The following is a 12,965-nucleotide window of genomic DNA, read 5'->3' as shown; positions in this document are numbered from 1 at the left end:
TGTTATTTAAATCTAAAAAATAAATATCCTTTATGGAAAAGTGAGTAGGTACTCTTCCAGTAGAAATATGCAATGATGTTGCATTAATTATCGGTAATTCTAGGGGTAGAAATTACCAACACGATTTACTATTTATAAATAGACCTACAACTTGGACATTGTCTACCTGTGGTTGTACTTTTTAATTTAATTCCGTTAAGATGAGTCACAATAAAATCTTGAACAAAAGCATAATTTGCTTCATGATTATTTACATCAATCTGTGGGTCTTTATACTTCTCACGTACTACATTTTCGTATTCCTGATCTCCCCAACAGTTTGGACAAATACCTTTTGTTAATTCTGCCGTTTGTTTTTTTGAGCTTATTCTTCTTGTAAGAAAGTTCATTGAGTTGTTAGGTTGCTATTATTTATATTTCTTCTTGATCTGTTATTTCTACACTATTGCTGTTTTTAACAGCATCCTTAAGGTCAATTAAAGTATTTATTTTTGGATTGTTTAGGTAAATGTTTTGACCATTGGTTAGGCGAACTTCTATTTTTGAAACGCTAGTTTCTTTGCCTAGTCCAAAATGAACTAAAGCTGTTTGATCACTTGCAAGTCCCTCTCCGGTTACCAAGTATTCGGTTAATGTTTTTGTAGGAGTTTGGATTTGTATACTGGCGCCTTGTACATAAACACTCTCACCGAGATCAATATTTAAGTAATTATTATCGCCCCCTTTATTTATATAAGCTAGAGAAGGGGTGTCTATATTCACCCAAATCATATCTAAATATCCATCTTTATTAAAATCACTTACTAACGAAGTGATAGCAAAATGTGGGTTTACAACACCACTCTCTTTTTCTGTAGGCACAAATGTGTGATCTTCTTTTTGAATAAGAAAACGACTAGGTAACCTAAATAACTTTGTAGTGACAAGATCTACATAATTTTCTGCGACCATAAGATCTTGAAGCCCATCATTATTCATGTCGGCAAAGGTGCAACCCCATGAGAATTCATAATCTGCAATCTTTGTTTCTTCGGCAGCATCAGAGAATTTAAAATCCCCTTCATTCTTAAATAAGATCCATTTTTCGTTAAACTTGGAAGCATCTTTTATATCTCCTTTGGCTAATGCCCTTGGAAGTGAGCTTCCCGTATTTGAAAACATAAAATCTACAAGTCCATCATTGTTGTAATCTCCGACAGCAAGCCCCATAGGGTATGCAAATTTATTTGTAAGTGGGTTCTCCTTCATGGCAAACGTACTATTTCCATTGTTTTTATAAGTACGTGCTTCTCCCGTGTCATATACTACGACAAGATCTAGCCAAGTGTCATTATCAATGTCTACAAATACTCCTTGGAATGTATTATGTATATAATCTAAACCTGCTTGTTTTGTAATACTCGTAAATGTGTTGTCGCCATTGTTTTCTAATAATTCACTAGTAGAGCCATATGTGTAATCTTCAAAAATAGTTTGCCCTTCCATAAGTTCTTTTTTGAGATATGTAGAAAGGAAGATGTCTAAATCCCCATCTTTATCAATATCTCCTACAGTAATTCCTGCAGGATTTGATTTAGAATTAATAGGGGTTGCTATTTTTTGAGCTGTAAATTTTCCATGAGTGTTATAATAGATGACAAGTCCATCTTCTCGCCCAATAATAAGATCTGAAAAACCATTGTTATCCATATCTGCAGAGATCACTCCAGAAGAAGTTGCTGCTGTCCCTTTTTTAGGAAGCTGTACTTCTGACGAGATATTTACAAACCCGCTTTCGCGAAAAGCAAATAGTGCATCTTCTTGATCTAATCCTCCTCCAAAAAACACTTCATCTATATTGTCGTTATCAATATCTATTAACGCTGCAGGAGCTATAGGTAGGGAAACATCTCTATTGTAAATATGTTGAAAATCTAAAGCGACCTCATCAAAAACGGGAATCTTACTTGCCTCTATAGATACATCATATTTATCTATATTGGCATCACTCCATAAGTACCCTATAACAACAATCAGGAGAAGTACAATAATAACTCCTATGAATTTCATTATTTTTTTAATCATTGTGCATTCGTTTTTGGTAAGTGTTTAACTGGTATAATGAAAGCATAAATAAAATAAAGTGTGTTACGTTCATTAAAATAGGTAGCATGTGTTTTCCTATAGATGGTACTATCTTTCCTATAATTACTAATAGGATAAGGATGCTAATAGGATTAAATATAGCCATCCATTTTTTATAATAAGTTCCTCCTTTTAATATAGTTATTGCAAAAAACACAGATAGTACAGCGATAACAACCCTAAGAGCTTGAACAAGTATTTCCATGTGACTTGTATAGTGGTCAAGAAGGGTTTGGTATGTAGAGGTATCTATTTTATCTTTTAAATGTACAATATTTCCTATAGTAGCGCGAGATCCTATCCAAATGCCTCCTACAGCAAAAGCAATAAAACCTATAGCTAAGACAGTTCTAGCTAAAGATTCGTTGCCAGATTTTAGCATTCTATAAATATGAATATAACCCGCAAAATATAATGGAAGACCAATAACAGCCAGGAAATGACCTATTGTCAAATTATCTAAAGGAACAAATTTAAAAAATTTGTAATTGTCAGAATTCCCTAGAATTTCTGGTGAGTAATGTAAAAAATATTCACCTAAACCTACTAATAACGACGCAACAAGTCCTAGATGTCCTAGTGTTTTGGTTAGTTTCATGTGGTAATTGGTTGTAGTTCCTGCATCTGTCGAAGTGTTCTAAAGTTCCTTTCATCAGAAAATAAAAAAATATCCAAAAATAGAACTTGCTATAATTAACCCTATAGCTATTACTGTCATTTACTTATTCTTAACTCCTAGCTCTAACCTATTCCTTAAGTCTTGTAATAAACTTTGTATCATATTCAATTTCCCCATCTTTACGCATAGAACTTAAAATATTACTAACGGTTTGTCTAGATGTACTCGTAAGACCAGCAATGTCTTTATGAGTAAGTAGATTTTTTGCAACAAGATTCCCTTGTTCATCAATCTCTCCAAATTGCTTTAGATAGTCTGCTATAAATTCTTTAATACGAACGGTACTGTCTTTATATACTAAATCGTGAAGTTTTCTTTCTAAGCGTTTAATACGTCTTCCGTAAATTTTTAAGACACCATTTTTAAGAGACTTATGCCTTTGCATAAGCTCCTCCATTTGATCTGCTTCTATATAACAAATAATACAATCTTCCAGAGCATAAGCAACTTCTTCTAATGCCATTTTTTCATCATAAAGCGCAAGCTCTCCAAAAATATTACCTCGCTTTACGACATATTTTACAGTGTGTGTAGACTTATCGACAATCTTTACAGATCCTTTTTTAAGGAAGAAAACATTTTTTTTATCAGAGTTTTGAAGGTTGATAATAGACCCTTTGTCTATATTTTCCATTTCCAAAACTTTGCAGATAAGCATCATAGTGGCAATGCCTAATTTTTTAAAGAGATTAAACTCTTCTAAAAACCAATATTTAGTGAGTGTTTTCAATAGTTTGATAATTAAGATTCACCAAAAATAAATAAATGATACATCTGGTTATAGTTTTTAAAAAGGATAACTTACTTCGGGCGACACTTACTGTGTGTTTTTTAAAATATTTTCGGCGAGTATACTAATTTTTAATATAAAAAAGGTATAATTGGTGAATAGGATAGTAATTATTCTTTGTTTTTTTGTAGTAAATAGAGGCCCATTTTAATTTTCCAATATGGAATTTGTTCGTCAAAAAATATAAAAAAGGACTTTAAGCTAGTTGGACTTTCTACTTTATTTTGAGCGAGCTTAATTTGCTCAATTTCTTGTGATGTGATAAACTGATGAAAATCAAACTCCATGCCTTCTTCATGAAGTTTCATAATGTGATTATGTATAGATCCTAAGGTAAGATTTCTTGCTTCTGCAATTTCTTCTAAAGAGAGTCCTTCTTCTATGAGTTTGCGAGTTTCTTCAAAAGTTTTGCTCTTTTTCTGTGGCTTTGGTTTTGCAATATGTGCGTTGATAACTTTAAGAAAGCCTACAGCATATTTTTCTAATTTTGCTTGACCTACACCACTTATCTGAAGAAATTCTGTTTCTGTAGTAGGTTCTTGATTTTCCATATCTTTAAGACTGGCATCACTAAAAATAATATAAGCAGGTACGTTCTCGTCCCGAGCCAATTCATTACGTAATTCACGTAGTTTTTCAAATAAAGTGCCTTTGGGCTTTTTAGGTTTTCGTTCTTTTACTACTTCAACAACAGGCTGAGTAAGATTTGCTAGTTGTACTTTTTTATTATTAAATAATACTTCTTTAGAGAGTGGGGTGAGGAGAAGTCTTCCGCTTTCGCGAAAGCGTATTTCTAACAGCCCTTGATTAATCATTTGTATAATATATTGTTGCAAGTCTCTCCAAGCAACATCTTTTGCTAGACCATAGGTTTTGATATGTTGATATCCTTTGTCATAAATGACAGCATTTTGAGATCCACGTAATACATCTATTAAGGTTCCTAATGCTTCTTGTTCTTTTAAGCGTGTAACACCAGAAAGCACTTTTTGTGTTAGAATAGTACCATCAAAATACTCAGGATTATTTTTACAAATATCACAGTTGCCACAATCTTCTATCAGAAATTCGCCAAAGTAGTTTAAAAGTACTTTTCTACGACAACTCAAAGCTTCTGCATATTGTTGCATACGCTCTAGTTTTGCCGTTTGGTATTCTATATTTGCACTATTTTCTATAAACTTGCGTAGTTGGATTGTATCTGCATAACTGTAAAAAAGTACCGTATGAGCAGGTAATCCATCACGTCCTGCACGTCCTATTTCTTGATAATATCCTTCAATATTTTTAGGCATATTGTAGTGAATGACCCATCGTACATTGCTCTTGTCTATACCCATTCCAAAGGCTATTGTTGCAACAATAATAGGTGTTTTATCACTTACAAAATCTTCTTGTATTTGAGCACGATCTTGTGCATTGAGTCCTGCATGATATGCTTTTGCAGTATGATTTGCTGCCTGTAATTTTTGAGCGAGTTGTTCTGTGCTTTTCCTACTTAAGCAATAAATAATACCACTTTCAAAAGGATGATTATCTAAAAACCGAAGAATCTGTTGTATGCGGTTTTGACCTGGTCGTACATCTAGAAATAAATTGGGTCTATCAAAAGAAGAGATATGTCTTTTTGCATTTGTAATCGTAAGCTGTTCTGCAATGTCATCCTGTGTTGAGGTATCTGCAGTTGCAGTAAGTGCAATAAGAGGTGTGTTAGGGTAGCGTTTTTTTAGATACCCTAATTGTGTGTAGGCTGGTCTAAAATCATGACCCCAAGATGAGATACAATGTGCCTCGTCTATAGCTATTAGATTTATCGTTGCTTCTTGTAATGTACTGTCTAGTAATTGCAAACTTTCTGGCGCTACATATATGAGATCTAGATTATCTTGGAGCAGGTCTTCTGTAACACGTTGTATTTCTTCAGAGGGTTGTGTGCTATTGTAATAAGCTGCTTTAATACCATGTGCTTTTAAAGCATCTACTTGGTCTTTCATAAGAGCAATAAGAGGAGAAATTACAAGCGCAGTACCGGGTAATGCTAATGCTGGAAGCTGAAAACACATTGATTTTCCTCCTCCAGTAGGCATAATAACCAAAGCATCTTTTCCAGAAATAATGTCTTGAATAATTTCAAGCTGATTATCTCGAAAAGAATCATACCCAAAATGAGTTTTAAGAAGTGTGTGTAAGGTGTCTTTTTCTACAATCATAAATAGATACGCAAGCTACTAAATATGCTATTTAATGAAAACAATTATAGTATAAATTAAGAATGCTATATTTTATTGAATAACTATTTTTTTAACTGTTGTTTTGTCTTCTTCACTAAGAGATAAAAAATAGACGCCAGAGGCTATATCAGAGACATCTATACGTTGTTCTTGATCAAGTGTGTCAAGGTTTCTTTCTTTAATCACTTTTCCTTGTATATCAATAATATAAGCTGTTATTATCTGTTGATTACTAGTATATGTGAAATTGATATTAAGAGTTGCAGGATTAGGATATACACTAAAGTTAGTAGTATTAAAAGATTCCGTACTTAATGGATTTGAACCTTCTACAATAGTAATTGTTTGATTTGCGGTAATGTTTTCAATACGATCAATCATACCACTTAACCAATGGATTTCGATGTAATCTACATTAGATGCTTGCCCTATTCCAAAAAACTCAGCACTACTATTTTGATTCATATATCCTTCGCCACATAATGTATATCCGTGGTATATATTATCATCTTCTCCTATTTTTATTCTTGAGCCTATGCCCATACGGTTACTTGTAGTTCCTTGTAATTTAATTTTAAGCCAGTTATTGTCTGTAACTGTTTTATTACTCCATAATGAGACAGGTGCATTTTCTGCATTAACAACGACAATATCTTGAAGGCCATCATTTTCAATATCACCTACGGCATTAGAGTAACTTATTTTATCATCGTCTTCAAATCCGCTCTCTGTTGCAACGTTGTAATTACCTAGGCCATCATTAATATATAATGCATTAGAAAGTCTTCCGTCATCACCATCTACGCTACCACTTACGTATAGGTCTTTGTATGTATCATTAGACGCATCTATGCAAACTGTACCCCATCCAATACTGTCAAAGCGAGTTCCGTTTTCTAGAGCAATATTACTAAAAGTGCCATCTCCATTATTTAATAAATAAGCATTCCCTACCGTTGCGTCATCTTCAAAAGGAGGGTAAAAATTTGTCACATAAATGTCTAACCAACCATCATTATTAAAGTCGTCTATAGTTGTAGACATAGCACTCATATATAGATTTGTTCCAGTGGTTATGCTCACATCGGTAAAAGTGCCATCTCCATTATTTCTATACAGTGTATTTGGAGTTGTGCATTTGTCATTTGCGGTATACACATCTTGATCTCCGTCATTATCATAATCAAAAAAAGAAGAACAAAATGTAATAAATCCATCAGGACTTATACCTGCACTTACTGTTACATTGATAAAAGTGCCATCTCCATTTCCTTTATAAAGTAAGTTTCCTTGTATTTGATCTGCATCTCTTATGCTTATAAAAACATCTAAGATTCCATCATTATCATAATCTCCCCAAGAACTCCCCCAGTATGGAATATCTGTACTTGGTAAACCTGATGTATCTGTAATATCAATAAAGACATTCCCTCCATCATTTCTGTATAACCAAAGATGCCCTAAATCACTTGTTGCAAAAAAATCATGATCTCCATCATTATCATAATCTACCCAAATAGCATGTCTAGCTTGTATACCATTACTACTAATAGGTAGATTTACTTTCTCAAAACTTCCTGCTACATTTTTGAAGAACTGAAAATCTCGAGTTGAAGATGCTGGTATGGTAATATCATCCCATCCATCATTGTCATAATCAAAGAATGAAATACTTGGGCCGAGGACACTGTTTCCATAAATAGTCTCTTGATCAAAAAGTAATGATTCGTCATTTCTGAACTCAACTTGACTAAAGCCATGTTGAGCAATTAGAATAACAAAGAAGAATAACTTATTCATTTCGAGTTGTTTTTAGCAACTCAAAGTACTAAAACTTTTTTTAAAACAACAGATGTAATTTAAATCTGGGTTATCCTCCAACATTATTAGGGTTATATCCTAAATAGGGTACTTGGTATTCTTTGAAGGTAATTCCATATTCTTCTAATTCTTTAAGGATGGGAGTATATACTTCTTTCTGTATAGGAAGTTGTACGCCAGGAGTTGTAATGTCCCCATTTAGGATACGAAGAGTAGCCATTGCTACAGGTAGTCCTACTGTTCTTGCCATAGCAGTTTCGACTTGATCGTTTCCTATATTTACCATAGTAGCGTCTATTTGCTTACGTTTACCGTTTAGTTCATATCCAAATTTGTGATACATCACAATCATATCTTTGTCTTCAGGAGCTAGCGTCCATTTATCTTCTAAAATACGCTGTAAACATTTTGCAGGTGTTGCATTAACAAGACCTAGTTTTTTGTTTGGATTAAAAATATCTAGTTCAATGAGTTTATCCCAGAGTAAGTCATCTTGATCAATTTTAAGGTAATGACGTAGTTTTAACTCTACAGAATCGGTAGGAGAGTATGGTAAAAATAAATTTAAGAAATCTCTATAGCTCATGTTTTCAGTTTCTTGAAGTGTATAGCTATCATCGGTCATACCCATCATCACAAAAATATGCCAAGCTTTTGAAAAGCCAACACGTCGTATAGTGCCTCGATATAGCGTGTCTATATCATCAAGCCCATAAACTGATCTGTATTTTAGAGAATTTCTATTTGCATAACCTTCAAAACGGCCATATTCTTCTATTTCTAAGAACTCTGTTCTTCTAAAAAGACGTTGATAAGGAATATACTTATAAGCACCTTCTTGAATAAACTCGGCTGCGCCACCTTGTCCCGCAAGCACTACATTGCGAGGATTCCAAGTAAATTTATAGTTCCATAAGTTAGTATCACTTTCTGGAGCGACAAGTCCTCCTGTAAAACTTTCAAAAAGGATCATTTTTCCTCCATTGTCACGTATGCGATCTATAACTTGCATAGCGCTCATATGATCAATACCAGGATCAAGACCTATTTCATTCATAAAAATGAGCCCTTTCTCTTTTGCAGCTTCGTCTAATTCTTGCATTTCTTTAGAAATATAAGAGGCAGTAACCATAGATTTATTGTAGGTGATACAATCACGAGCCACTTCGATATGAAAGCGAGCTGGCAGCATAGAAATAACAATAGTTGCATTTTGAATAGCTTCTGCACGTTGTGATTCATTAAAAACATCAAGAGCAATAGCTTTCCCTTTGGGATGATCTCCAACGAGTTTTTGTGCGTTTTCTAGGGAAATATCTCCTATGATGATTTCTAGATGTTCTGCGGCTGCTTTATTAAGTAGGTAGTTTACTAATTGTGAAGTCGATTTTCCGGCTCCTATAACTAAGATAGTTCTTGTAGACATTTGGTTGTAAATTTGTAGAATACGAATGTAGTTATTTGAATCACTATTCAACAATAAATTTTATGAACAAACGACTTTTATTTACAGGAGGTGTTTTTGGGCTTTTAGGAGTTATTATTGGTGCTTTTGGAGCCCATGGGTTAGAAAAATCACTAGATGCCGAAGCGCTTGCAACATTTGAAACGGGTGTAAAGTATCAAATGTACCATGCATTATTGCTTCTATTGGTGGCTTCTTTCGCTTTAAGCGAAAAAACAAAAAAGACAGTACTAATTTTGCTTACTGTAGGCATTCTGTTTTTTTCAGGATCTATCTACGGACTTGCGACAAATGCACTTACAGGATTTGATTTTACAAAGATTGCATTGATCACTCCAATAGGGGGAACCTTGTTAATTGCGGGCTGGGGAGTCCTTATTGTTAAATTCTTACAAATGAAGGGTCAGAAATAATATAAATATGCCGTTGAACTCTAAGGTATTTTTTACATTTGCACATTAAAACAACACAACAAATACCATTTTTATGGCTTCTGATACTTCAGTTACGAAAACGATTTCGTTAAAACCTTATGGAATCAACAACGCAATCGCTCATTACCAATTAGAACCTCAAGAGTTACATAATATTTCTGTGAAGAATGACATGGGGAAAACTGTCTCTAGTGGAGCTCTTGCTGTGAATACAGGAAAGTTTACTGGACGATCACCACTGGATCGTTTTATTGTAAAAGATGAAAAAACCGAAGAATTAGTGTGGTGGGGGTCTATTAACCTCCCATTTGAAGCTGATGCTTTTACAAAATTGAAAACAAAAATCACAGAGTATCTTTCTGAAAAGGAGTTATACGTAAGAGATAGTTATGCGTGTGCAGATGATAATTATAGACTTAATATTCGTGTGATTAACGAATATCCTTGGTCAAATATGTTTGCGTATAATATGTTTTTACGTCCAACAGATCAAGAGTTGAAAAGTTTTGATCCAGAATGGACCATTCTTAATGCTCCTGGTTTTCTTGCAGACCCAGAAGTAGACGGAACACGTCAATCTAATTTTGCAATCTTAAGCTTTACAGAAAAAACAATTATTATAGGTGGGACAGGATATACTGGAGAGATAAAAAAAGGTATTTTTTCTGCATTAAACTTTATACTTCCTGTAGAGAAAAACACGTTGCCTATGCACTGTTCTGCAAATGTGGGTGATAATGGTGAAACTGCTATCTTTTTTGGACTTTCTGGAACTGGAAAAACAACACTTTCTGCAGATCCGGAACGTAAATTAATTGGAGATGATGAGCATGGATGGACTGCCGAAAACACGATCTTTAATTTTGAAGGAGGGTGTTATGCAAAAGTGATTAATCTTTCTGCCGAGAATGAACCAGATATTTATAATGCTATAAAGCCTGGGGCAATTTTAGAGAATATCGTTATGGATGCAGATGGGAATGTTGATTTTGAAGATATTTCTATCACTCAAAATACACGTGTAAGTTATCCTATTGACCATATAAATAATATCCAAGTGCCTTCACTTGCGACTAATCCTAAAAACATTTTCTTTTTAACAGCAGATGCATTTGGGGTGTTGCCTCCAATTTCAAAATTGACACCAGGGCAAGCAGCATATCATTTTATAAGTGGATATACTGCAAAAGTAGCAGGTACAGAAGCAGGAGTAACAGAGCCGGTACCTTCTTTTTCTGCTTGTTTTGGAGCGCCATTTATGCCTTTACATCCTACAAAATATGCAGAGATGTTGAGCGAAAAAATGAAAGAGGCAAATGTGAATGTATGGTTGGTTAACACAGGTTGGACTGGTGGACCTTACGGCGTAGGGTCTCGTATGAAATTAAAATATACACGAGCTATGATCTCTGCAGCAATGAATGGTGAATTGCCATCAGAAGTTACGGCAGACAATTACCACGTGCACTCTGTATTTGGAGTGGCACAACCGCGTACGTGTCCAGGAGTACCTACCGAAGTGCTTTCATCTAGAGCAACTTGGAATAATGATGAAGGATATTATGAGACTGCTCATAAACTAGCTAAGTCATTTAAAGAAAACTTTAAGCAGTTTGAATCATATGCAAATGAAGAAATTATGAATGGACAACCGCCACTAGGCTAGGTTGCTATTTTTAAAAATACTAAGAGAGATATTCTCTTATCTGTAAACTGTTAAGATATTCTTGATAGTTTGTTTAGGGATGAAAAGCGGTTGTTGTAAAACAATCGCTTTCTGTTTATAAGAGTTATTGTATCTTTTAAATTACTTACTTAAGACCGTATGAAATTACATAAAAAAATAAAAATATTTCTGGTACTATTCTGTTTGCCCTTGTTGGTGGTATTTGTCTCAAATTATTCTATAGAGTCATTTGCAAAAGGTAAAACGTATTCTAATGTAACTTTAATTAAGAAGAATAAAGTAGGGCTTGTTTTAGGTACAGCAAAAACGTTAGTCAATGGTCGTATAAATCTGTATTTTAAGTATAGAATAGAGGCAACAGTAGCGTTGTATAAAGAAGGGAAAATTTCATTTGTATTGGTGAGTGGTGATAATAGCACAAAAGGCTATGACGAACCTACAGATTTTAAAGAAGAGCTTATTAAGAGGGGAATCCCTTCTGAGAAAATATTTTTAGACTATGCAGGGTTTAGAACATTGGATTCTGTGATTCGAGCAAAAGAAATATTTGGACAAGAAGAGATTACAATTATATCTCAAGAATTTCATAATGAGCGTGCTATTTATCTCGCTGAAAAACATGACATAGAAGCCGTTGGGTATAATGCTCGAGATGTATCCAGAAGATATGGATTTAAAGTACAGGTAAGAGAATATCTTGCGCGAACAAAAGTGTTTCTGGATATTTTATTTCATGTGAAACCTAAATTTTTAGGAGATAAGATTGAGATTAAATAATTTTCTTTTTTTGAGCCTTTGCTTTCTTATTCACTAGGTATACGCCAGCTATAATTACTAAAGATGCGAAAAGCTGCATGATAGTAAACTTTTCATCATCTAGAAGTCCCCAAATGACAGATATAATAGGCATAAGATAGGTTACGGAAGAAGCAAACACAGGATTGCTTATTTGTACTAATTTATTAAACATAACTTTTGCCATAGCTGTTCCAAAAAGAGCTAATATTATAACATATCCTGCTGATACTTGAACTTCTTGTGAATTCAATATTTCTTGATTGAAGAAATCAGAATATATCAATAAGATAAGCGCTGGAGGAATTAAGAAAATAAAGTTTCCAGTAGCAATTGCGATAGCAGATATATCTTGCATATAACGCTTTATAATATTGACGTTAAAAGCATACATAACTCCAGCGAGAATAACGAGTAATGCATACCAATAGTTTTGAGAAGGGTTAATGCTGGCGCCTATAAGAATAAGTGCTGTTGCTCCAGCTAAACCTACTAAAACACCCGCTAGTTGACGTTTTAAGAAGCGTGCGCCAAATATTGTCAATCCTAATAAAAGTGTAAGTAAAGGGACACTAGAATTGAGAATAGCGGCAATGGCACTATCTATTTCAGTCTCGGCATATGCAAAAAGGAATACAGGGAGTCCAGTTCCTAACACTCCAGAAATGATAATCCACTTCCAATCTTGTTTTTTAATAGTACGTAGACTTTTCCAACCTATAAGTAATAAAAAAAATGATGTGAATAGAATACGTAAAGCTCCAAGTTGGATAGGTGTGAGCCCTACAAGCCCTTTCTTAATAAGAATAAAAGAGCTTCCCCAAATAATGGATAAAACAATGAGGTAAATCCACTTTAATGTACTGTTTTGCATAGCAAAAAATTAGGTACACAAAGTTGAGGATATTTTAGATAAAAGAATAGGGAAAAAAGAAAAGA

The 12,965-nt window shown here is 34.0% G+C and carries 11 protein-coding genes; 3 read left to right on the top strand and 8 right to left on the bottom strand.

Annotated features, from left to right (window positions below):
- Positions 1 to 128: 128 nt before the first annotated feature.
- The 7 genes from ABJD27_RS19875 to ABJD27_RS19845 form a co-directional block, all read right to left on the bottom strand.
- A complete protein-coding gene (locus tag ABJD27_RS19875) occupies positions 129 to 389 on the bottom strand; it encodes a hypothetical protein (RefSeq protein ID WP_348163560.1) in 261 nt (86 codons plus the stop codon).
- A gap of 22 nt (positions 390 to 411) precedes the next feature.
- Entirely contained in the window at positions 412 to 2,064 is a 1,653-nt protein-coding gene (locus ABJD27_RS19870) for a CRTAC1 family protein (protein WP_348163557.1), read from the bottom strand.
- Positions 2,057 to 2,722 carry a DUF6796 family protein gene (locus ABJD27_RS19865; protein WP_348163554.1) on the bottom strand — a complete coding sequence of 222 codons (666 nt, stop codon included), beginning with the start codon at positions 2,720 to 2,722 and terminating at the stop codon, positions 2,057 to 2,059. The genes ABJD27_RS19870 and ABJD27_RS19865 overlap by 8 nt, the downstream gene beginning before the upstream one ends.
- Before the next feature lie 148 nt (positions 2,723 to 2,870).
- Complete coding sequence (locus ABJD27_RS19860; protein ID WP_348163551.1) at positions 2,871 to 3,533, bottom strand: Crp/Fnr family transcriptional regulator; 663 nt, start codon at positions 3,531 to 3,533, stop codon at positions 2,871 to 2,873.
- Between the two features lie 170 nt (positions 3,534 to 3,703).
- Entirely contained in the window at positions 3,704 to 5,803 is a 2,100-nt protein-coding gene (recQ, locus tag ABJD27_RS19855; RefSeq protein WP_348163548.1) for a DNA helicase RecQ, read from the bottom strand.
- A 72-nt stretch (positions 5,804 to 5,875) separates the two neighbouring features.
- Positions 5,876 to 7,624: an FG-GAP-like repeat-containing protein gene (locus ABJD27_RS19850; protein ID WP_348202092.1), complete on the bottom strand. Its 1,749-nt coding sequence runs from the start codon at positions 7,622 to 7,624 to the stop codon at positions 5,876 to 5,878.
- A 70-nt stretch (positions 7,625 to 7,694) separates the two neighbouring features.
- A complete protein-coding gene (locus ABJD27_RS19845) occupies positions 7,695 to 9,083 on the bottom strand; it encodes a saccharopine dehydrogenase C-terminal domain-containing protein (RefSeq protein WP_348162189.1) in 1,389 nt (462 codons plus the stop codon).
- Positions 9,084 to 9,133: 50 nt separating this feature from the next.
- Between ABJD27_RS19845 and ABJD27_RS19840 the strand changes: the two genes are divergently transcribed.
- From ABJD27_RS19840 to ABJD27_RS19830, 3 genes are all read left to right on the top strand, one after another.
- On the top strand, positions 9,134 to 9,523 hold the full coding sequence (locus tag ABJD27_RS19840) for a DUF423 domain-containing protein (RefSeq protein WP_348162138.1): 390 nt from the start codon (positions 9,134 to 9,136) through the stop codon (positions 9,521 to 9,523).
- A 73-nt stretch (positions 9,524 to 9,596) separates the two neighbouring features.
- On the top strand, positions 9,597 to 11,210 hold the full coding sequence (pckA, locus tag ABJD27_RS19835; protein WP_348162140.1) for a phosphoenolpyruvate carboxykinase (ATP): 1,614 nt from the start codon (positions 9,597 to 9,599) through the stop codon (positions 11,208 to 11,210).
- Between the two features lie 159 nt (positions 11,211 to 11,369).
- On the top strand, positions 11,370 to 12,008 hold the full coding sequence (locus tag ABJD27_RS19830) for an ElyC/SanA/YdcF family protein (RefSeq protein ID WP_348162142.1): 639 nt from the start codon (positions 11,370 to 11,372) through the stop codon (positions 12,006 to 12,008).
- Here the strand turns inward: ABJD27_RS19830 and ABJD27_RS19825 are convergent.
- Positions 12,001 to 12,900 (bottom strand): DMT family transporter, encoded by a 900-nt coding sequence (locus ABJD27_RS19825; RefSeq protein ID WP_348162144.1) that lies wholly within the window; start codon positions 12,898 to 12,900, stop codon positions 12,001 to 12,003. The two genes, ABJD27_RS19830 and ABJD27_RS19825, sit on opposite strands and share 8 nt — an antisense overlap.
- Positions 12,901 to 12,965 lie beyond the last annotated feature (65 nt).

It is taken from the genome of Dokdonia sp. (genome assembly GCF_039945015.1).
Taxonomy (GTDB): domain Bacteria; phylum Bacteroidota; class Bacteroidia; order Flavobacteriales; family Flavobacteriaceae; genus Dokdonia.
This window is presented reverse-complemented; position numbering and strand designations above follow the sequence as displayed.